Genomic DNA, 19,984 nt, shown 5'->3' with positions numbered 1-19,984 from the left:
CGCGGAGGGGACGGCCGACACCCACGGCCGTCCCCGGCCGTCAGCGCTCCAGTTCCTTGTGCGCCGTCTCCGGCAGCCTCAGGTACACCAGTGAGGACAGCAGGCACAGCACGGCGACGTACCAGGGGAAGAGCCCCGCATGCCCCAGGTCCTTGAAGAGCGTGCCCACGTACGGTGCCGTGCCGCCGAACAGCGCCACCGTGAGCGAGTAGGGGAAGCCGATCCCGGCCGCCCGCACCCGGGGCGGGAACACCTCGGCGTTCACGGCGGCGCTGATGGAGGTGAAGCCGGTCAGCAGGACCATCCCGGCGCACTGCACGAGCAGCAGCACGGCGAAGGAGTCGCGCAGGGAGTGCAGCAGCGGCACGCTCAGCAGCGCGAACCCCACGCCGAAGAAGAGCAGCGGGGGACGGCGCCCGAACCGGTCGGAGAGCATGCCGCCGAGCGGCTGGAGCAGTCCGAAGAAGGCCAGCGAGATCGTCCCCGCGAGCAGCGCGTCCGACTTGGCGACTCCCGCGTTGAGTTCGGCGTACGTCGGCAGGTACGACGTCCAGGTGTAGTAGGCGATGGTGCCGCCCGCGGTGATGCCGGAGATCAGCAGGGACTCGCGCGGATGGCGGCGCAGCGCCTCGAACAGGGCCGGGCGCGGTGCCCGTTGCTGCTCGGTGCTGCGGGTCTCCTGCGCGCCCTGCCGGATCCAGAAGCCGACCAGGCTCAGGACGGCGCCGAACACGAAGGGGATCCGCCATCCCCAGCCGTTCATCCGGTCCTCGCTCAGCGTGTCCACCAGCAGTGTGGCGATCCCGGAGGCCACCAGCTGCCCCGCCGTGGTCGAGACGTACTGGAAGCTGGAGAACAGCCCGCGCCGGCCCGGCCCCGCCGACTCCACCAGGAAGGTTGTCGAGGCCGCGAACTCGCCGCCCACCGACAGCCCCTGGAGCAGCCGCGCGACCACGAGGACCACCGGGGCCAGCACACCGGCCGCCGTGTACGTCGGGGTCAGCCCGACCAGCAGACTGCTGCCGCCCATCAGCAGGATGGTGACGGTCAGCGCGGCGCGCCGCCCCCGCCGGTCCGCGATCGCGCCCATCAGCAGCCCGCCGACCGGCCGCATGAAGAAGCCCACCGCGAACACGGCGAACGTCGACAGCAGCGGCACCAGCGAGTTGTCCGCGCTGTCGGGGAAGACCTGGTCCGCGATGTAGGTGGCGAGGAAGGTGTAGGCGTACCAGTCGTACCACTCCACGGCGTTGCCCACCGAGGCGGCGAGGAGCTGGCGTACGGGCCGGCGGGTCGGGGTTGGCGGTGCGTCCGTGTCCATGCCTGTCATGATCGCGACCATCCCCGTACGGCGGGCCCGGCACACCTCGCGTACCGGTGACTTTCACACCAGCGCCACCGGACCCTTCCCTGACGTTTGCTGCTCCTGGAACACTCCTTTCGCGCGCATTCCGTCATCACCCGGCACCGTCCGGCCGGTTGAACCCCCCAAGGCGAGAGGTCCCTCACCCCCATGGCCGAAGTGAACCGGCGCAGATTTCTCCAACTCGCGGGCGCCACCACGGCGTTCAGCGCCCTGTCCGCGAGCATCGACCGGGCCGCCGCGCTCCCGGCGAACCACCGCTCGGGGTCGATCGAGGACGTCGAGCACATCGTCGTCCTGATGCAGGAGAACCGTTCGTTCGACCACTACTTCGGCAGGCTGCGCGGCGTCCGCGGCTTCGGCGACCCGCACCCGGTGCGGCTGGACGACGGCCGGTCCGTGTGGCACCAGCGCAAGGGCGACGGCACCGAGGTGCTGCCCTTCCACCCGGAGGCCGACGACCTCGGCATGCAGTTCCTCGAAGGGCTCCCGCACGGCTGGTCCGACGGCCAGGACGCCTACCACGACGCCAAGTACGACCGCTGGCTGCCCGCCAAGGGCACCACCACCATGGCGTACCTGACCCGCGAGGACATCCCCTTCCACTACGCGCTCGCCGACACCTTCACCGTCTGCGACGCCTACCACTGCTCGTTCATCGGCTCCACCGACCCCAACCGCTACTACCTGTGGTCCGGTCACACCGGCAACGACGGCGCGGGCGGCGGCCCGGTCCTCGGCAACGACGAACTCGGCTACGACTGGACGACTTACCCCGAGCGCCTGGAGGCGGCCGGGGTCTCCTGGAAGATCTACCAGGACATCGGCGACGGCCTCGACGCGGCCGGCCACTGGGGCTGGATCGACGACGCCTACCGCGGCAACTACGGCGACAACTCCCTGCTGTACTTCAACAAGTACCGCAACGCCAAGCCCGGCGACCCCCTGTACGACAAGGCCCGCACCGGCACCGACGCGAAGAGCGGCGAGGGCTACTTCGACCGGCTGCGCGCCGACGTCGGGGCGGGCAGGCTGCCGAAGATCTCCTGGATAGCCGCCCCGGAGGCCTTCTCCGAGCACTCCAACTGGCCCTCGAACTACGGCGCCTGGTACATCTCCCAGGTGCTGGACGCGCTCACCTCCAACCCGGCGGTGTGGGCGAAGACGGCCCTGTTCATCACGTACGACGAGAACGACGGCTTCTTCGACCACGTGGTGCCGCCGCTGCCGCCGAAGTCCGCCGCGCAGGGCCGCTCCACCGTCGACGTCTCCCTGGACGTCTTCGAGGGCAGCGCCAAGCACCGCGAGGGCTTCTACGGGCTGGGTCCGCGCGTGCCCATGCTGGTCGTCTCGCCGTGGAGCAAGGGCGGCTTCGTCTGCTCCGAGACCTTCGACCACACCTCGGTGATCCGCTTCATGGAACGCCGCTTCGGCGTCCACGAGCCGAACATCTCACCCTGGCGCCGTGCCGTGTGCGGCGACCTGACCTCCGCCTTCGACTTCTCCCGCACGGACAGCCGCCCGGCCCGGCTGCCGGACACCGACGCCTACGAGCCGCCGGACCGCGAACGCCACCCGGACTACCGTCCGACGCCGCCCGCGGAGCCCGGCATGCCCCGGCAGGAGCGCGGGACGCGCCCCACCCGCCCGCTGCGGTACGACCCGTACGTGGACGGTGCCGTCGACACGGAGGCCGGGAAGTTCACGCTGGCCTTCGCCTCCGGGGCCCGGGCCGGGGCCGCCTTCCTCGTCACCTCCGGCAACCGCACCGACGGCCCCTGGACGTACACCACCGAGGCCGGCAAGACCCTCGCGGACACCTGGAACTCGGCCTACTCCGGCGGCTCCTACGATCTGACCGTGCACGGTCCGGCAGGCTTCCTGCGGGTCTTCCGGGGCCCGAACGAGCCCGCCGGACCCGCGGGGCCCGAGGCCACCGCCCGGCACCGCGGCGACGACCTACGGCTCACCCTCACCAACACCGGTACCGGCACGGTCCGGCTCCGGATCGCTGGCGCCCACGACGGTCGCTCCCGGACCGTCACCGTCCGCCCCGGTGCCACCGTGCACCACACCGTCGACCTCGCGCGCAGCCGCCGCTGGTACGACGTGACGGTGACCTCCGAGGCCGACCCCGCCTTCCTGCGCCGCTTCGCCGGCCATGTGGAGAACGGCCGGCCGGGGGTCAGCGACCCGGCGATCGTCACGGACTGAGGCGAGGACTCCGAGAACGGGGACTAGAGCCGTGTGAGGCGCCCCGGCCCCGGTCGCCGGGGCGCCGGCACGGCACCCACCTGTCCGGCCCTCTCCGGCTCCGGTTCGGGTGCCGGTACGGGTACGCCGGGCACCGGGCTGGCGGGCCCCGGCCCGGGGGCCACCGACCCGGCGGGTCCGGTCCGTGCGCCGGCCGGCTCCGGCTGCCCCGGGACCGGGGTCGCCCGGCTGAGCTGGAGGACTCCCCAGGCGGCCAGCGCCGCACCGGTCAGCGCGAGGAGCACGCCGCCCGCGCCGCCCCTGAACCGTTCACCGAGCAGGGAGAGGCCGATCACCGCGGCGGCCACGGGATTGGCCAGGGTCACCACCGCGAGCGGGGCGCCCAGACCGCCCCGGTACGCCGTCTGGGACAGCAGCAGCCCGCCCGCGGCGAAGGCGGCCACCAGCACGGCCACGCCGATCACCTGGACGCTCAGCAGCGGGCCCGAGCGGTCGGTGACGGCGACCGTCACGGTCTGGGTGAGCGCCGAGGCGACGCCGGACGCGATGCCGGACGCCGTCGCGTGACGCAGCCCCGGCCGGGTGCCGGGCCACGACAGCATGCCGATCAGCGCCGCCGTAGCGCCGGACACCGTCAGCGCCTCCGGCACGCTCAGGACGTCCTCCGGAGCGGGCCCGGACGCGGTGAGCAGCAGTGCGCCGAGCCCCAGCAGCGTGAGTCCGGTGCCCCGCCACTCGATCGCGGTCACCCGCCGGCCCGCCAGCCGCGCCCCCAGGGGCACCGCCGCGACCAGCGTGAGGGCGCCGAGCGGCTGGACGACGGTGAGGGGGCCGTACTTGAGCGCCACGACGTGCAGCAGCGCGGCCGAGGCGTTCAGCGCGACCGCCCACCACCAGGCACTGGAGGCCAGCATCCGCAGCGGGCCGACGTCCGAGGCGCGCGAGGCCAGCCGTTCCTGGGCGACGGCCGCTGCGGCGTAGGCGCAGGCGGAGACGAGCGAGAGCAGTACGGCGACGAGCGCGGCGTTCACCGGCCCGCCCCGACCAGCTCCGGCCGCTCGGCCGAGGACCGGCGCCGGACCTCGGGCCGGCGGCGGGGCAGGGCGCACCCCGGGCGCCGCGGCACCCGCGGCACCGCGAGCGCGAGGCCGAGCAGGGCCGCGGCCACGATCACGTCGAGCCAGTAGTGGTTCGCGGTTCCCACGATCACCAGCAGCGTCACCAGGGGATGCAGCAGCCACAGCCACCGCCACCGCGTGCGGGTCGCCACGATCAGACCGATCGCCAGCATCAGGGCCCAGCCGAAGTGCAGGGAGGGCATCGCCGCGAACTGGTTCGACAACGAGTCCGTGCGCGGCGGGCCGTACACCGAGGGCCCGAAGACCCTGGCCGTGTCGAGCAGGCCGGTGGCGCCCAGCATGCGCGGCGGGGCCAGCGGGAAGAGCAGGTGCAGCACCAGCGCCGCGCCGGTCACGGCGGCCAGGACCCGGCGGGCCCAGACGTAGTGCGCGGGCCGGCGCAGGTAGAGCCAGACCAGGAAGGCCAGGGTGGCCGGGAAGTGGACGGCCGCGTAGTACGTGTTCGCCACGTGGATCAGCGTGTCGCCGTGCAGGAGCAGGTCCTGCACCGTGCCCTCGTCGGGCAGCCGGAGCACCCGCTCCCAGTCCCACACGTGGTGGGCGTTGCGGAAGGCCTCGGCGGTGTGTCCCGTCGCCAGTCGGCGGCCGAACTTGTACACGAGGAAGAGCCCGGCCACGAGCAGGAGCTCACGGACGAGCGGTGGGCGCGCGGGCGCGTCCGGCCCCGCTTCTGCAGGCTCGCTGCGGGCATTCATCCCCCGGCCCCTTCGCTGACGGTGGTGCGTGTGGCTCATCGGGTACGGGGCGTGTGACGGTTCTCATCGATACGACCTCGTTCCGATACGCCAGTGTACCGATACGGTGGTGTACCGGTACACTGGCGTATCGATAGACAAACGACACACCGGAAGCGGGAAGGAGTGGAGTCGATGACGTCGCAGGACGCGGACCGGCCGGAAACGGTCGGCACCTCGCGCCGCTCCAAGATCACGCCGGAGCGTGAGCAGGAGTTCTTCGACGCCGTGCTCGACCAGCTCCGCTCCTGCGGTTACGACGCCGTGACCATGGAGGGCATCGCCGCCAGCACCCGGTGCAGCAAGTCCACGCTCTACCGGCAGTGGAAGACCAAGCCCCAGTTCGTGGCCGCCGCCCTGCGCTCCAACAGCCGGGTGCGCTTCGCCGGCATCGACACCGGGTCGCTCGCCGAGGACCTGCGCCGGGCGGCCGCCGCCGCGGGCGAGGGTGCGGGCAAGGACACCGGGCTGCTCCAGGCGCTCGGCCACGCGGTCATGGAGGACCCGGAGCTCAAGTGCGCGCTGCGCGAGGCGCTCGTCGAGCCGGAGATCGCCGCGCTCAGGGCGATCCTCGCGCGCGGCGTGGCCCGGGGAGAGGTCCCGGCCGGCCATCCGGCGCTGGAGTACGTGCCCGCGCAGCTCTTCGGCATGCTGCGGATGCGTCCCGTCCTGGAGGGCAAGCAGGCCGACGCGGCGTACCTCGTCCGGTTCGTGGAGGCCGTCGTGCTGCCGGCGCTCGGCCTCCCCTGAAGACCCAGGTCGCCGTCCACGGGATGACTGGACGGTGACCTGCCCGCGCCGCACCGTGGGGACGGGGGCGGCGCGCACCCCCGGCCGGGCGGGGCACCCTTTGAGCGGAAGGGCGCCCCGCCCGGCCGACAGCTTTGCGGCCCGCGGCCCCGGACGGGACCGCGGGCCGACGTCTCAGACGTCCTGGCCGCTGCCGCCCCCGCCGCCGGAGGTGTCCACCTCGATGCCCTTGGTGATCTCGTCGATGACCGTCTCCTTCTGGTCGACGTCGACACCGAAACGCACGAGGACGATCTGCGAGGGCTTGGCGGGCGACGGGAACGCCAGCGACTCGACGAATCCGTCGGAGCCCTTGGCGGTGACCACCTTCCAGCGGACCAGGTAGCCCTTCTGCCCGGCGACCGTGACCGCCTTGGAGGCCAGCTCGTCGTGCGAAGTGATCTTGCCGTAGGAGTCCTGGCCGTAGGACTGCTCGGCGTTCGCCGCGATGTCGGCCTTCGCGACCTCCTCGGCGGTGTCGCCCTCGGACTGCAGCAGACTCGCCGGAGCCGAGTAGGCGCCGCCCTTGGTGCAGGTGTTGGAGGTGTCGCCCGGGCACTTGTAGGAGTCGTCCGACGTGATCTGCGCGCCGATCTTCAGCTCCTGCCCGTACCAGCCGTCCGGAATGGGCAGGCTGATCCCGCTGAGCGGATCCGTCACCGAGCCGCTGTCGACCTGGGGCGGCTCCGAGGAGTCCGGGGACGAGGGCGAGGGCCACGGGCTGTCCTCGCCGCCGTCCTTGTCGCCGTTGCCGCCGCCCGAGTCGCCGAAGGGGTCGTTCCGGTCGCCGGAACCCGGCCGGTCCCGCTGCGCGCCGGCCGCGCTGTCGCCGCCCGAACCGTCGTCGGTCAGCACGTACACGCCGACCCCGATACCGGCCAGCACCGCCACGGCCGCCGCGACGGCTATGCCGGTACGCAGCCGCCGCCGTCGCGCCGACGGCGGCGGCTGGACCGGAAAGCCCGCGTACCCCGGGTGCACGGGGTACGGCCCGGGCGCGGCGTTCTGCACCGGTGGCTGGAACGGCGGTTGCCCCGGCGGCTGGGCGGGCGGAGCCCATGCGGCGGCCGCTCCCGCCGGGCGCACCTGGTCGGTCCACGCCGTGCCGTCCCACCAGCGCTCGGTGGCGGGACCGTCATTCTTCTGTCCGGGGTCGGGGTACCACCCGGGAGGAGTCGCCTGCGTCATGTGTCCACCGTATGAGGCGTCGGTGAAAGCCGGATGAGAGGCCCGCCCGTACCACCGGACCGGCCGGTACGGCACCCCGTGCCGCGAGGGGTTGACGGGCACCCAACCGCGCCGCCGCAGATGGCGGGCCCGCCGCGTCGTTCACGCTTTACCGCATGTCACCCGTCACGGCAACTGGTCGGCGGAGCGCCCACCACTTGCGCGATCCGGGGGCTAGGCTCAGGCTCTGTACGTCATTCGGGCGACTCGGGGAGGTAGCGGGATGACGGAGGTACGGCGGGCGGGCACCGCCTCGGCCTCCCTCTGGGAGCGCGACGAGGAGATCGCCACCATCACGCGCGCGGTGGACACCCTGTGCGCGGACCGCTCGTCCCCCGGCACCCTGCTGGAGGCCCGCGGCGAGGCCGGGGTGGGCAAGACGGCGCTGCTCGCGGAGACCCGCCGCATCGCCGAGGCCCGGGGCTGCACCGTCTGGTCGGCGCGCGGCGGCGAGACCCTCAGGTCCGTCCCCTTCAACGTGGTGCGCCAACTCCTCCAGCCCGCCCTGGTGTCCATGCTCCCCGAGGAGGCCCGCGAGTACCTCGGCGACTGGTACGACATCGCCGGCCCCGCCCTCGGCATAGCGGACCCCGGTGAGCGGCAGGCCGACCCGCAGGGCGTGTGCGACGGCCTCGTCGCCGCCGTACGCCGGCTCGCCCGCCGTGAGTGGCCGCTGGTGCTGATGATCGACGACGCCCACTGGGCCGACCAGGAGACCCTGCGCTGGCTCGCCGCGCTCGCCGAACGGCTCGACGAGACCTCCGTCCTGGTCGTCGTCGCCCGCCGCCCCGGCGATGTCAGCGGTGACAACGCCCGCCACCTGGAGGCGGCCGGTGCCATGGGCCGGCCCCTCGGCCCGCTCAACGCCCTCACCCCGGACGCGACGGCCGGACTCACCCGCGCCACCCTGGGCGAGCACGCCGAGGCCGCGTTCTGCCGCGAGGTGTGGGCCGTCACCGGCGGCAACCCCTACGAGACCGTCGAACTCCTCGCCAAGGTCCAGGACAGCGAACTGCAACCCGTCGAGGCGGAAGCCGCCGAACTGCGTGATCTGAACCGCTCGGCCCGCGGCGGCGGCCTCGTCGCCCGCCTGGAGCAACTCGGCGTCGACTCCACCCGGTTCGCCTGGGCCGCGGCCATCCTCGGCGGCGGCATCACCGTCGACATGGTGGCCAGGCTCGCCACCCTCGACCGCGCCGACGCCGCCCGCTGCGCCGAACTGCTCCGCGGCGCCCGGATCCTGTCCGTACCGGACGCCGCCGGACAACCGGGCGTGGACGAGCTGGAGTTCGTCCACCCGCTGATCGCCACCGCCGTCTACAACTCCATCCCCGACGCCCTGCGCACCGCGATGCACGGCATAGCGGCCCAGCTGGTCACCGACTCCGGACTCGGCGCCGCGGCCGCCTCCCGCCATCTGCTCAAGGTGCACCCCGACGACGACCAGGAGGTCGTGGCCCAGCTGCGCGAGGCCGCCCGCGAACACCTCGCCGTCGGCGCCCCCGACGCGGCCCGCCGCTGCCTGGAACGCGCCCTGCAGGAACCGCCGTTGCCCGCGTCCCACGCACGCGTGCTGTTCGAACTGGGCTGCGCCACGCTCCTCACCGCGCCCGCCACCACCATCGGCCACCTGCGCACCGCGCTCGCCATGCCGGGGCTCGACGGCGAGCAGCGCGTCGACGCCGTCTTCCGGCTCTCCCAGGCCCTGCTCCACAACGACCAGCTGGAGGAGGCCGTCCGTACCGTGGAGGCGGAGGCCGCCCGCAACCCCGACCCCTCCGCGCGGCTGCGGCTCCAGGCCGCCCAGTACATGTGGGAGGGCATCCACGCGGGCGAGACCTCCTCGCCCCACCGCTCCGCCCGCCTGGCCGAACTCGCCGCCGGCTGCACCGGCCGCGACAACGCCGAGCGGGCCCTGCTGATCCTGCGCGGCTTCGACGCCATGACCCACGGCGAGAGCGCCGAAGAGGTCGTCGAGCTGTGCGACCGCGCCCTGGTCAACGGCCGCCTCGCCCCGGGACTCGGCTGGACCGACACCGAGTGGGGCCTGGAACTGCCCATGATGCTGGCCAGTTCCTACGCCTACACCGACCGGCTCGACCGCGCCGAGGCCCTGTTCACGGAGGCCCTGCGCGCCTACGAGAGCGCCGGCTGGAGCGGTGGCCACCTCGCCCTCGCGCACGCCTACGTCGGTCTCGGCCACCGCAGGAGGGGCCGCCTCAGGGAGGCCGAGCAGTCCCTGCGCGCCTCCCTGCGCATCGCCGAACGCGTGGGCCGGGGGCTGCCGCTGTACTGGTCGGCGACCTGCAACCTGGTCGACACCCTGCTCGCCCGCGGCCATGTCGAGGAGGCCCGGACCGTCGCCGACCAGTACGGCTTCGCACCGCCGTACCCGTCGACGATCGTGCTGCCCGACCCGCGCCCGGTACGCGCCCGTCTGCTGTTCGCCACCGGCCGCACCGAGGAGGGCGTCAACGAACTGGAGGCCGCCGAGAAGGCGGCGGCCGCCCGTGGCCGGCACAACCCGGTGGTCGTCCCCTGGGCGACCGAACTCGCCCGGGCGCTGGCCGGAGAGGACCCCGGCCGCGCCGCCCGGCTGGCCACCGACGCCCGCCGCCAGGCCGAGCGCTTCGGCACGGACACGGCGATAGGAGAGGCCCTGCGCTGCGCCGCCGCCCTGGAGACCGGCCAGCGCGCGGTCCGGCTGGCCGCCCAGGCCGTCACCTACCTGGAGGCCTCGCCCTGCCAGTACGAGCACGCCGCCGCCCGCGTGGAGTACGGCATCGCCGCCCGCTCCGCCGCCGAGCTGAACCGGGGCCTGGCGCTGGCCGACTCGTGCGGCGCCGACGGGCTCGTGGCCCGCGCCCGCGAGGCCCTGGCGATGGGACACGCGGGCTGAGGCCTCGTCAGGACTCGTGCCGGGACGTCACTCCCCGGCGCCCTCGGCCTCTTCCGCCAGCACCCGCTGGGCCGTCGCGAACGCCGAGTTCGCGGCGGGGACGCCGCAGTACACCGCCGTCTGGAGCAGCACCGCACCGATCTCGTCCGCCGTCAGCCCATTGCGCCGCGCCGCCCGCACGTGCATGGCCAGCTCCTCGTAGTGGCCGTGCGCGACCAGCGCCGTCAGCGTGACCATGCTGCGCTCACGGCGCGACAGCGTCTCGTCGGTCCAGATCTCGCCCCACGCGTAGCGGGAGATGAAGTCCTGGAAACGGGCGGTGAACGGCGTCTGCCGTCCCTGCGCCCGGTCCACGTGCGAGTCGCCCAGCACCTCGCGCCGCACCGCCATGCCCCGCCTGGCCCCGCCGCCGAAGTGGGCCCGCAGTGCGGTGAGCACCGCCTCCGGCCGCTCGGCCGGCGCCAGATGCGACGCACCCGGGATCTCGGTCAGCGTCGAGCCGGGGACCGCGTCGGCCAGCTCCCGCAGGTGCGCGGGCGGCGTGGCCGGATCCTCGCGCCCGGCGATCAGCAGCGTCGGCGTGGATATCTCCGCGACCCGGTCCCGCAGGTCGAAGGCGGCCAGCGCGTCGCAACAGGCGGCATACGCGCCCGGGTCGGCCTCCCGGTGGTCCCGGACCAGCCGCGGCACCGTGAACCCCGGGGTGAACCACCGCGCGTCCGCGCTGTCCGCGAGCCGTGCCAGCCCCTCCTCGCGCACCCGCGCGGCCCGCTCCCGCCACGCCCTGGCGCCGCCGAAGTGCGCCGACGAGCAGACGACCGCCAGCGACGGCACCCGCTCCGGGTGGTGTACGGCCAGGTGCAGGCCCACCGCGCCGCCCAGGGACACCCCGGCGTGGGAGAACCGCTCCAATCCGAGCGAGTCGGCGAGCGCGAGCACCAGCTCGGCCAGGTCCCCCACGGTTGCGCCGGGCCCGATCAGGTCGGCCGGCGAACCCCCGTGGCCCGGCAGGTCCCAGCGGATCACCCGGTGCCCGACGGACAGCTCGGGCGCCACCGCGTCCCACAGCGCGTACGAGGTGCCCAGCGACGGCCCGAGCAGCAGCGGGGGAGCGGAGGCGGGGCCTTCGGACAGGTGGTTGAGCAGGGTCGTCAACGTCGCTCCAGTGCACGATCGGTGAGGGCGCCGGCGGCACCCGTGTAACGGGCGGGGTCGGTCGGGGAGGCCAGCTCGACGCCCCGCAACTCCGGTACTTCGGCGAGCAGTTCGCCCAGGGTCCGGTCCTCGGCGTAGGTACGCGCGGCCAGCTCGGTGAGCAGCTCCTTGGCGCGGGCCCGCCCGAGCACCGGCGCCAGCTCGGCCGAGAGCCGCTCCGACACGATCAGCCCGTGGGTGAGACCGAGGTGGGCGCGCATCACGTCCGGGCGCACCCGCAGCCCCTCGGTCAGCTCGGCGGCGTCACGGGCGGCGCCGCCGGTCAGCCGCAGCAGGTCCCGCAGCGGCTCCCACTCGGCGTGCCAGGCCCCGGCCGGACGCTCGTCCTCCGCGGCCAGCGAGCCGTACAGCGTGGCCGCGAGCTGCGGCGCGCGCCGGGCGGCCGCCGCGATCAGTGTGGAGCGCACCGGATTGGCCTTGTGCGGCATCGCGGACGAGCCGCCTCCGTTGCCCTCGGCGACCTCGCCGATCTCGGTGCGGGACAGGGTGAGCACGTCCACGGCGACCTTCCCGAGCGCTCCGGCGGTGAACGCGAGGGCGCCGGCCAGGTCGGCGACCGGAGTGCGCAGCGTGTGCCAGGGCAACAGCGGTTCCCGCAGGCCCAGTTCCCGCGCGTACGCCGCCGGGAGCCCGACCGGGTCCGTCGCGCCGTACGCCTCGAAGGCGGCCAGGGTGCCCGCCGCACCGCCGAGTTGGGCGGGCAGCGCGTCGCGCACCGCCGTGATCCGGTCCCGTGCGTCCAGCACCAGCGCACGCCATCCGGCCGCCTTCAGCCCGAAGGACGTCGGCACGGCGTGCTGGGTGAGGGTCCGGCCCGGCATCGGAGTGTCCCGGTGCTCGGCGGCCAGCCGGGCCAGCGCGCGTTCCGTACGGGCGAGGTCGGGCAGCAGCAGGTCCAGGGTGCGGGCGGCGACCAGCATCGTGGCCGTGTCCAGGATGTCCTGGCTGGTCGCGCCCCGGTGCACATACGGTCCGTACCGCTCGCCGACCGCCTTCGTCAGGTCGGCCACCAGGGGGATGACCGGGTTCCCGCCCGCCCTCGCCCGCTCGGCCAGCAAGCGCGTGTCGAAGGCGCCGGGGTCGGCCGCGGCCGCGCTCACCGCGTCCGCGGCCTCGGCCGGGACCAGCCCGAGGGCGGCCTGGGCGCGGGACAGCGCCGCCTCCGCGTCGAGCAGGGCCCGCAGATACGCACCCTCCCCGGTCGCGGACGCGGCCGGCGAGCCGGCCCACCCGGGGGCGAGCAGGCTCGTGCCGGCGTCGGTGTCGGCGGGTTCGGCAGGTGGTGTCACTGGAACTCCAGGAAGACCGTCTCGCCCTCGCCCTGAAGGCGGATGTCGAAACGGTACGTCCCGTGGCCCTCGTCCGCCGCGATCAGCGTGTCGCGGCGCCCGGCCGGCACCCGGGTCAGCAGCGGGTCGGCGGCGAGCGCCGTCTCGTCGCCCGGCAGGTAGATCCGGGTGAACAGGTGCACGAGCAGCCCGCGCGCGAACACGCACACGCTCAGGTACGGCGCGCTCCGCCCACGCGCCCCCGGCCGCAGCGTCCGCGCGTACCAGTGGCCGTTCGCGTCGGTCTGTATGCGCCCGAACCCGGTGAACTCCACGCCGTTGCGGCCCAGGAAGCCGCCGGAGGCCGGGTCGCGCCGCATCGAGCCGTCGGCGGTCGGCACGTTGCCCTCGCTGTCCGGCCCCCACAGCTCCAGCAGGGCGTCCGGCAGCGGGTTGCCCTCGCCGTCGTAGACGTACCCGTGCACCGTGACCGTGTCCGGGTGCCCGGCGGGTGCGATGTCCTCGCCGCCGCGGAAGGGCAGCGCGTACCCGTAGAAGGGGCCGACCGTGTGCGACGGCGTGGGCAGCACCTGCTCCGGGCTGCTGGTGTCGATCTTCGTCATGGCGGGTCAGCGTCCTTCTTCGATCCAGGTGGCGTTCGGGCCGTCGAGCACGATGTCCCAGTGGTAGCCGAGCGAGAACTCCGGCACCGACAGACTGTGGTCGTACGTCGCGATCAGCCGCTGCCGCGCCGCGTCGTCCGTCACCGACTGAAGGATCGGGTCGTACGGGAACAGCGGGTCGTTCGGGAAGTACATCTGCGTGACCAGGCGCTGGGTGAACGCCGAACCGAACACGGAGAAGTGGATGTGCGCGGGGCGCCAGGCGTTGACGTGGTTGCGCCACGGGTAGGGGCCGGGCTGCACCGTGGTGAAGCGGTAGAAGCCGTCGTCGTCGGAGAGGGTGCGGCCGACGCCGGTGAAGTTCGGGTCCAGCGGCGCGTCGTGCTGCTCGCGCTGGTGGGCGTAGCGCCCGGCCGAGTTGGCCTGCCAGATCTCCACGAGCTGCCCGCGCACCGGTCTGCCGTGCCGGTCGAGGAGGCGGCCGGAGACGGTGATGCGCTCGCCGACCGGCTCCCCGGTGTGCTGCCGGGTCAGGTCGTTGTCGATCTCGGTGATGTCCCGCTCGCCGAAGGCGGGGGAGGCCAGCTCCACCAGCTCCGGGTCCTTGGTGACGTCGATGGCGATCGGCGGCTGCTTCGGGTGGCGCAGCACCGAGGAGCGGTACGGGGCGTAGTCGCGGCGCGGGTGGTGCTCGACGGGCGCGCCGTCGGCGACCCGCTTCTCGTAGGCGGCGTGCTCGGCCGCGATCTCCGCGTCGATGTCGTGCTGGGTGAGAGTCATAGGGGATCCCGTGGGTGACTAGCGGTCGAGGACCAGCGCGAGGCCCTGGCCGACGCCGATGCAGAGGGTGGCGATGCCGGTGCCGCTCCCCTTGCGGGCGAGCTGGTGGGCGACGGTGCCGGCGAGGCGGGCGCCCGAGGCGCCGAGCGGGTGGCCGAGGGCGATGGCGCCGCCCTGCGGGTTGAGGACCGCGGGGTCGAACTCGGGCCACTCGGCGACACAGCCGAGCACCTGGGCGGCGAACGCCTCGTTGAGTTCGAGCACGTCCAGGTCGGCGAAGCTCCGGCCGGCCTTGGCCAGCGCGCGGTTCACGGCCTCGACGGGGGCGAGTCCGAAGTACTGCGGGTCGGTCGCCGAGACGCCGGTCGCCGAGACACGGGCCAGTGGCTCCCGCCCGGTGGCCCGCAGGCCCTCCTCGTCGACCAGGAGCAGCGCCGCGGCACCGTCGTTGAGCGGCGAGGCGTTCCCGGCGGTCACCGTGCCTCCCCCAGCCTCCGGCCGGGGGGACCCCCATCTCGCTTCGCTCGTCTTGCGGAAGGACGGCCTGAGCCTGGCCATTGCCTCCATGGAGGCGTCCGGGCGTACGCACTCGTCGGCGGCGAAGTCCACCGGGTCGCCCTTGCGGCGCGGTACCGGGACGGGTGCCAGCTCGGCGTCGAAGAGGCCGTCGGCCTGGGCGCGGGCGGCCTTGTGGTGGGAGGCGAGGGCGTACTCGTCCTGCTGCTCGCGGGTGATCCCGTGCTTGTCGGCGATCAGCTCCGCCGACTCGCCGAGCGGGATCGTCCACTGCGGGTCCATCGCCGGGTTGACCATGCGCCAGCCGAGGGTGGTGGAGTACATCTCGGTGTGCCCGGCGGGGAAGGGCCGGTCCGACTTGGGCAGCACGTACGGCGCCCGGGTCATCGACTCGACACCGCCCGCGAGCGCGACCGAGGCGTCACCGACGGCGATGGCGCGGGCGGCCTGGATCACCGCCTCCAGGCCGGACGCGCACAGCCGGTTCACGGTGACGCCGGGGACGGTGGTGGGCAGGCCGGCCAGGAGGGCGGCCATGCGGGCGACGTTGCGGTTCTCCTCGCCGGCGCCGTTGGCGTTGCCGAAGTACACGTCGTCGATCCGGGACGGGTCCAGGTCAGGGGTGCGGCCGAGGAGTTCACGGACCGCGTGCGCGGCCAGGTCGTCCGGGCGTACGCCCGCCAGGCCGCCGTTGTACTTGCCGAACGGGGTGCGCACCGCGTCGACGATGTAGACGTCCTTCACTTCAGGCCCTCCGCTACGACGAGCTTGGCGTCCGTCTTGGCGACGACCTCGTCGACGTCCACGCCCGGCGCGGTCTCCACCAGGACCAGACCGTCGTCGGTGACGTCCAGGACGCCGAGGTCGGTGATGACACGGTTCACACAGGCCTTGCCGGTGAGCGGCAGCGAGCACTCCTCCAGGATCTTGGGGGAGCCGTCCTTGGCGGTGTGCGTCATGACCACGATGACCGTACGGGCGCCGTGGACGAGGTCCATCGCGCCGCCGATCCCGGTGATCATCTTCCCCGGGATCGCCCAGTTCGCGAGGTCGCCGGTCGCGGAGACCTGCATCGCGCCGAGCACCGCCACGTCGATGTGCCCGCCCCGGATCATGCCGAAGGAGAGGGCCGAGTCGAAGAAGGCGGCGCCCGGGCGGACCGTGACCGTCTCCTTGCCCGCGTTGATCAGGTCGGGGTCCACCTCGGCCTCGGTCGGGTACCGGCCGGTGCCCAGGATGCCGTTCTCCGACTCCAGGGTGACCTCGACGCCCTCGGGGAGGTAGTTCGGGATCAGGGTGGGCAGGCCGATGCCGAGGTTGACGTACTGGCCGTCCGCCAGCTCCAGCGCGGCCCGCGCGGCCATCTGTTCACGCGTCCAGGGCATTACGAACTCACCGTCCGCTTCTCTATCTTCTTGTCGGCGGCCTGCTCGGGGGTGAGGGCCACCACCCGCTGGACGAAGATCCCCGGCAGGTGCACCGCGTCCGGGTCGATCCCGCCGGGCTCGACCAGCTCCTCCACCTCGGCGATCGTCACCCGGCCGGCCATCGCGGCCAGCGGGTTGAAGTTCCGGGACGACTTGGCGAAGACCAGGTTGCCGTGCCGGTCGCCCTTCGCCGCGCGGACCAGCGCGAAGTCGGTGCGGATGCCGCGCTCCAGGACGTACTCCGTCCCGTCGAACTCGCGGACCTCCTTCGGCGGCGAGGCCAGCGCGACCCCGCCCGACCCGTCGTACCGCCACGGCAGCCCGCCGTCGGCGACCTGGGTGCCGACCCCGGCGGGGGTGTAGAAGGCGGGGATGCCGGCGCCGCCGGCCCGCAGCCGCTCGGCCAGCGTGCCCTGCGGGATCATCTCCACCTCCAGCTCCCCACCCAGGTACTGGCGCGCGAACTCCTTGTTCGCGCCGATGTAGGACCCGGTCACGCGGGCGATGCGTCCGGCGGCCAGCAGGACGGCCAGCCCGGAGTCCATCGCCCCGCAGTTGTTGGAGACCACCGACAGCCCGCCGGTCCCGCGCTCGTACAGCGCCTGGATCAGCACGTTCGGCACACCGCTCAGCCCGAAACCGCCCACCGCGAGCGACGCGCCGTCGGGCACGTCGGCCACCGCCTCACCGGCCGTGGCCACCACCTTGTCCATCCGAGAAGCCCCATCTCTGCCGCGCGCCCCGTGAGTGGATAGTCAGGGCACTGAGTATTTCAGCGAGGTTGCCCACACGCTGCCATCGGACGGTCGGGGCGTCAAGACCCACAAAACGCGAGGTAGACCGCAAGGAGTGATCTCGGGCTGCCGCTGTTCGTTCCATGTATCGTCAGTGCACCAACGAAAGTGACCCACGGGAGTGCGCGCATGGCAGCGGTCGATCTGACCACCCACCCCGGCCACCTCGCCAGGCGGCTGCAGCAGGCGCACTACCTGCTGTGGACCACGATGGTCTCCGAGGAGACCACCTCGCCGCAGTACGCGGTCCTCAACGCCCTGGTCGCCGAGCCGGGCCTGGACCAGCGCACCGTGGGCGAGCGGGTGGGGCTGGACCGGTCCACCATCGCGGAGGTGGTCAGCAGGCTCGGCCGACGCGGGCTGCTCGACAAGGTGCGCGACCCGCAGGACGGCCGCCGGTCCCTGCTCCGGCTCACCGAGGAGGGGCAGCGTGTCCACCGCAGGCTGGGCGTGCGCATCGCGCGCATGAACCAGGTCTTCCTCGCCCCGCTCGCCCCCGGCGAGCAGGCGGTCTTCGTCGACCTCCTGCGCCGGGTCGCGGACGCCGCGGAGGGGCTCCGCAACCCGGCCGAACCGACGACGGCAGCGGGCTGAGCGGGGACTTCCCCGTCAGGAGCGCCCGGCGAAGACCACCCAGACCTGCCCCTCGGCGAAGTTCAGCGGCTTGCCGTCCTCGGTGGTGAAGGTCGTGCCGTCCTCGGCCGCCCCGCGCTTCCAGGTCGCCTCGTAGGCGCGCCCGTCGCGCAGCACCTCCGCATGCCCCGAGCCCACCGACTCGACGTAGGGCGATTTGCTGCTGCGGAAGTCGCGGAAGGCCGACTCCCGCACCGTCACGTGCTGCACGACGACCGTGGCCGGGGCCAGCCGGCCGCCGTCGGTGGTGCGGGCCGGGCTGCCGTCCATGGTGACCAGCCACCGGTCCCGGCTGTCGGACCAGGTGAAGGTGAAGCTCGCCGAGGGGTAGCGGACCGTGTGCGAGGACTCCGCCCGCCCGCCCGCGGGTGCCTTGCCGTAGGTGAAACCGGTGGTGAGGGCCGCGGCGCCCGACGGCTTGCGGAGCAGTTCGGCCGGTCGCAGGTAGAGGTTGTGCGGAGCCTGCCGGTTCGGGTCGCGCACGTAGGCCGCGGAGTCCTCGTCCGCGGGCTCCGCGCGCAGCGGCGCCTTGTCGATCAGCGGCAGCAGCTTGCTCTGCGCACCGGAGAACGCCAGCACCGGCTGGTCGAACTGGCCCAGCAGCTCCAGGTCGGACTCGCGGGCGCTGCGCACCGGTCCCACCGACTCGGGCAGCTTGGTGGCGTAGATCGCCATCAGGCGGCTCAGTCCGGCCTCCACCGGCTCGGCGTAGACGACGTCCGCGTCCTCCAGACCCGTCTGGGGACGGGCCGCGCGTACGTTGTCGACCTTCACGGCGAGCACCGGTCCGGACGCGGGGGCCGCGCTGTGCGACCGCTCCGGTTGCGGCGCGTTTGACGCCCGCCCGTCGTCCTCGGTGCCGGGCCCCGTCGTGCAGCCCGCCGCGGCCAGCGAGACCGCCACCGCCGCCGTCAGCAGGGCGGCGCATCGCCCCTTGTGGGTTCCTCTTCGCGATCCGGTCATCCGTCCACCCATCCCGTGTCATTGATTGTGCGCTTCTTGAAGCATTTAGTGCCATACCTGACTGAATCCGATACGGCACACGGAACGGGGCAGATAATCCGCTGTTCGGCCGAAACGACCGCCGGGTTCGGGGCCGGGAGCCCCGGGGTACCCGGCCGCCACGCAGAACCGACGCGCACGGCGACGGAGGGAGCGCGGGCGATGAAGGCAGTGACGTGGCAGGGCAAGCGGGACGTGCGGGTGGAGGAGGTGCCCGACCCGAGGATCCAGGAGCCGACGGACGCCGTCATCCGCGTCACCTCGTCCGGGCTGTGCGGCTCCGACCTGCACCTGTACGAGGTGCTCACGCCGTTCATGACACCGGGCGACATCCTCGGCCACGAGCCGATGGGCATCGTCGAGGAAGTCGGCCCGGAGGTGACCCGTCTGAAGCCCGGCGACCGGGTCGTGGTGCCGTTCCAGATCGCGTGCGGACACTGCTACATGTGCGACACCGGGCTGCCGACCCAGTGCGAGACCACCCAGGTCACCGGCGAGGGCATGGGCGCCCCGCTGTTCGGCTACACCCGTCTGTACGGCGCGATCCCCGGCGGCCAGGCCGAGTACCTGCGGGTGCCGCAGGCCCAGTTCGGCCCGATCAAGGTGCCCGAGGGTCCGGCCGACGACCGATTCGTCTACCTCTCCGACGTACTGCCCACCGCCTGGCAGGCGGTCGAGTACGCCGCCGTACCGCAGGGCGGCAGCCTCGCCGTGCTGGGCCTCGGCCCGATCGGCGACATGGCGTGCCGGATCGCCCGGCTCAAGGGTGTCGACCAGGTGTTCGGCGTCGACCTCGTGCCGGAGCGGCTGGAGCGGGCCCGCGCACGGGGCGTGGAGACGTTCGACCTGCGATCCTTCGACAAGGAGAAGGAACTCGTCGCCGCGATCCAGGACCGCACGGGCGGCCGCGGCCCCGACGCCGTGGTCGACGCGGTCGGCACCGAGGCGCACGGCGGCGCCGTGGCCAAGCTGGTGCAGCAGACCGCCGCGGTGATGCCCCGGGCCATCGGCGGCCCGCTGGCGGAGCGGTTCAGCATCGACCGGCTCGCCGCCCTCTACACCGCGATCGACCTGGTGCGCCGCGGCGGCACCATCTCGCTGTCCGGCGTGTACGGCGGCATGGCCGACCCGATGCCGATGCTCACCATGTTCGACAAGCAGATCCAGCTGCGCATGGGCCAGGCCAACGTACGCCGCTGGAGCGACGAGATCGTCCCGTTCCTGACCGACGAGGACCCCCTCGGCGTCGACGGCTTCGCCACCCACCACGTGCCGCTGTCCCAGGCGCCGCAGGCGTACGAGATGTTCCAGAAGAAGCGGGACGGCGCGGTCAAGGTCCTGATGAGGCCGTGACGCCCGCC

General features: G+C 73.4%; 17 protein-coding genes. 5 read left to right on the top strand and 12 right to left on the bottom strand.

Features of this window, described 5'->3' with window-relative positions; translation table 11 throughout:
* Positions 1 to 40: 40 nt before the first annotated feature.
* Positions 41 to 1,342, bottom strand: a complete 1,302-nt coding sequence (locus tag D1J63_RS04870) for an MFS transporter (protein WP_164712719.1) — start codon at positions 1,340 to 1,342, stop codon at positions 41 to 43.
* Positions 1,343 to 1,513: 171 nt separating this feature from the next.
* Here D1J63_RS04870 and D1J63_RS04865 point away from each other — a divergent pair, with 171 nt between their 5' ends.
* The gene (locus D1J63_RS04865; RefSeq protein WP_125627880.1) at positions 1,514 to 3,577 is read left to right on the top strand and encodes a phospholipase C, phosphocholine-specific; all 2,064 of its coding nucleotides are present in this window, start codon (positions 1,514 to 1,516) and stop codon (positions 3,575 to 3,577) included.
* A 23-nt stretch (positions 3,578 to 3,600) separates the two neighbouring features.
* Here the strand turns inward: D1J63_RS04865 and D1J63_RS04860 are convergent, their stop codons facing one another.
* Entirely contained in the window at positions 3,601 to 4,608 is a 1,008-nt protein-coding gene (locus D1J63_RS04860; RefSeq protein ID WP_125627879.1) for a hypothetical protein, read from the bottom strand.
* Positions 4,605 to 5,411 (bottom strand): phosphatase PAP2 family protein, encoded by an 807-nt coding sequence (locus D1J63_RS04855; protein ID WP_125627878.1) that lies wholly within the window; start codon positions 5,409 to 5,411, stop codon positions 4,605 to 4,607. Before D1J63_RS04855 ends, D1J63_RS04860 begins: the two co-directional genes overlap by 4 nt.
* 174 nt (positions 5,412 to 5,585) lie before the next feature.
* Between D1J63_RS04855 and D1J63_RS04850 the strand changes: the two genes are divergently transcribed.
* Positions 5,586 to 6,200, top strand: a complete 615-nt coding sequence (locus D1J63_RS04850; RefSeq protein ID WP_125627877.1) for a TetR/AcrR family transcriptional regulator — start codon at positions 5,586 to 5,588, stop codon at positions 6,198 to 6,200.
* Between the two features lie 174 nt (positions 6,201 to 6,374).
* Here D1J63_RS04850 and D1J63_RS04845 read toward each other — a convergent pair whose 3' ends face one another.
* A complete protein-coding gene (locus tag D1J63_RS04845; RefSeq protein ID WP_125627876.1) occupies positions 6,375 to 7,427 on the bottom strand; it encodes a DUF2510 domain-containing protein in 1,053 nt (350 codons plus the stop codon).
* 262 nt (positions 7,428 to 7,689) lie between these two features.
* On the opposite strand from D1J63_RS04845, the gene D1J63_RS04840 reads away from it, so the two are divergent.
* Positions 7,690 to 10,365, top strand: coding sequence for an AAA family ATPase (locus D1J63_RS04840; protein ID WP_125627875.1), 2,676 nt, complete (start codon positions 7,690 to 7,692; stop codon positions 10,363 to 10,365).
* A gap of 27 nt (positions 10,366 to 10,392) precedes the next feature.
* Here D1J63_RS04840 and pcaD read toward each other — a convergent pair whose 3' ends face one another.
* From pcaD to D1J63_RS04805, 7 genes are read right to left on the bottom strand one after another with little or no spacing between them, the layout of a single operon-like run.
* A complete protein-coding gene (gene pcaD / locus D1J63_RS04835) occupies positions 10,393 to 11,520 on the bottom strand; it encodes a 3-oxoadipate enol-lactonase (protein WP_125627874.1) in 1,128 nt (375 codons plus the stop codon).
* The gene (gene pcaB / locus D1J63_RS04830) at positions 11,517 to 12,869 is read right to left on the bottom strand and encodes a 3-carboxy-cis,cis-muconate cycloisomerase (RefSeq protein ID WP_125627873.1); all 1,353 of its coding nucleotides are present in this window, start codon (positions 12,867 to 12,869) and stop codon (positions 11,517 to 11,519) included. Before pcaB ends, pcaD begins: the two co-directional genes overlap by 4 nt.
* Complete coding sequence (pcaG, locus tag D1J63_RS04825) at positions 12,866 to 13,471, bottom strand: protocatechuate 3,4-dioxygenase subunit alpha (protein ID WP_125627872.1); 606 nt, start codon at positions 13,469 to 13,471, stop codon at positions 12,866 to 12,868. The genes pcaB and pcaG overlap by 4 nt, the downstream gene beginning before the upstream one ends.
* 6 nt (positions 13,472 to 13,477) lie before the next feature.
* Complete coding sequence (gene pcaH, locus D1J63_RS04820; RefSeq protein ID WP_102928939.1) at positions 13,478 to 14,251, bottom strand: protocatechuate 3,4-dioxygenase subunit beta; 774 nt, start codon at positions 14,249 to 14,251, stop codon at positions 13,478 to 13,480.
* An 18-nt stretch (positions 14,252 to 14,269) separates the two neighbouring features.
* Positions 14,270 to 15,511, bottom strand: coding sequence for a thiolase family protein (locus tag D1J63_RS04815; RefSeq protein WP_125627871.1), 1,242 nt, complete (start codon positions 15,509 to 15,511; stop codon positions 14,270 to 14,272).
* Positions 15,508 to 16,152 (bottom strand): CoA transferase subunit B, encoded by a 645-nt coding sequence (locus D1J63_RS04810; RefSeq protein ID WP_125627870.1) that lies wholly within the window; start codon positions 16,150 to 16,152, stop codon positions 15,508 to 15,510. Before D1J63_RS04810 ends, D1J63_RS04815 begins: the two co-directional genes overlap by 4 nt.
* On the bottom strand, positions 16,152 to 16,907 hold the full coding sequence (locus D1J63_RS04805; protein WP_125627869.1) for a CoA transferase subunit A: 756 nt from the start codon (positions 16,905 to 16,907) through the stop codon (positions 16,152 to 16,154). The genes D1J63_RS04810 and D1J63_RS04805 overlap by 1 nt, the downstream gene beginning before the upstream one ends.
* A gap of 210 nt (positions 16,908 to 17,117) precedes the next feature.
* Here D1J63_RS04805 and D1J63_RS04800 point away from each other — a divergent pair, with 210 nt between their 5' ends.
* Positions 17,118 to 17,582 carry a MarR family transcriptional regulator gene (locus D1J63_RS04800; RefSeq protein WP_125627868.1) on the top strand — a complete coding sequence of 155 codons (465 nt, stop codon included), beginning with the start codon at positions 17,118 to 17,120 and terminating at the stop codon, positions 17,580 to 17,582.
* Between the two features lie 15 nt (positions 17,583 to 17,597).
* Here D1J63_RS04800 and D1J63_RS04795 read toward each other — a convergent pair whose 3' ends face one another.
* The gene (locus D1J63_RS04795) at positions 17,598 to 18,584 is read right to left on the bottom strand and encodes a DUF3048 domain-containing protein (protein WP_125627867.1); all 987 of its coding nucleotides are present in this window, start codon (positions 18,582 to 18,584) and stop codon (positions 17,598 to 17,600) included.
* Between the two features lie 201 nt (positions 18,585 to 18,785).
* Here D1J63_RS04795 and D1J63_RS04790 point away from each other — a divergent pair, with 201 nt between their 5' ends.
* Entirely contained in the window at positions 18,786 to 19,976 is a 1,191-nt protein-coding gene (locus tag D1J63_RS04790) for a zinc-dependent alcohol dehydrogenase (protein WP_125627866.1), read from the top strand.
* Positions 19,977 to 19,984 lie beyond the last annotated feature (8 nt).

The sequence above is a fragment of the Streptomyces sp. KPB2 genome (genome assembly GCF_003950055.1).
Taxonomy (GTDB): Bacteria; Actinomycetota; Actinomycetes; order Streptomycetales; family Streptomycetaceae; genus Streptomyces; species Streptomyces salinarius.
The sequence above is the reverse complement of the archived record's forward strand: the minus strand, read 5'-3'. Positions and strand labels throughout refer to the sequence as shown.

Excerpts from the sequence above, each read along its gene's own strand:
- D1J63_RS04810 (WP_125627870.1), bottom strand. The coding sequence starts at position 16,152 with ATGCCCTGGACGCGTGAACAGATGGCCGCGCGGGCCGCGCTGGAGCTG.
- D1J63_RS04865 (WP_125627880.1), top strand. The coding sequence starts at position 1,514 with ATGGCCGAAGTGAACCGGCGCAGATTTCTCCAACTCGCGGGCGCCACC.
- D1J63_RS04800 (WP_125627868.1), top strand. The coding sequence starts at position 17,118 with ATGGCAGCGGTCGATCTGACCACCCACCCCGGCCACCTCGCCAGGCGG.
- D1J63_RS04840 (WP_125627875.1), top strand. The coding sequence starts at position 7,690 with ATGACGGAGGTACGGCGGGCGGGCACCGCCTCGGCCTCCCTCTGGGAG.
- D1J63_RS04795 (WP_125627867.1), bottom strand. The coding sequence starts at position 18,584 with ATGACCGGATCGCGAAGAGGAACCCACAAGGGGCGATGCGCCGCCCTG.
- D1J63_RS04850 (WP_125627877.1), top strand. The coding sequence starts at position 5,586 with ATGACGTCGCAGGACGCGGACCGGCCGGAAACGGTCGGCACCTCGCGC.
- pcaH (WP_102928939.1), bottom strand. The coding sequence starts at position 14,251 with ATGACTCTCACCCAGCACGACATCGACGCGGAGATCGCGGCCGAGCAC.
- D1J63_RS04855 (WP_125627878.1), bottom strand. The coding sequence starts at position 5,411 with ATGAATGCCCGCAGCGAGCCTGCAGAAGCGGGGCCGGACGCGCCCGCG.
- D1J63_RS04845 (WP_125627876.1), bottom strand. The coding sequence starts at position 7,427 with ATGACGCAGGCGACTCCTCCCGGGTGGTACCCCGACCCCGGACAGAAG.
- D1J63_RS04790 (WP_125627866.1), top strand. The coding sequence starts at position 18,786 with ATGAAGGCAGTGACGTGGCAGGGCAAGCGGGACGTGCGGGTGGAGGAG.
- D1J63_RS04870 (WP_164712719.1), bottom strand. The coding sequence starts at position 1,342 with ATGGTCGCGATCATGACAGGCATGGACACGGACGCACCGCCAACCCCG.
- pcaG (WP_125627872.1), bottom strand. The coding sequence starts at position 13,471 with ATGACGAAGATCGACACCAGCAGCCCGGAGCAGGTGCTGCCCACGCCG.
- D1J63_RS04805 (WP_125627869.1), bottom strand. The coding sequence starts at position 16,907 with ATGGACAAGGTGGTGGCCACGGCCGGTGAGGCGGTGGCCGACGTGCCC.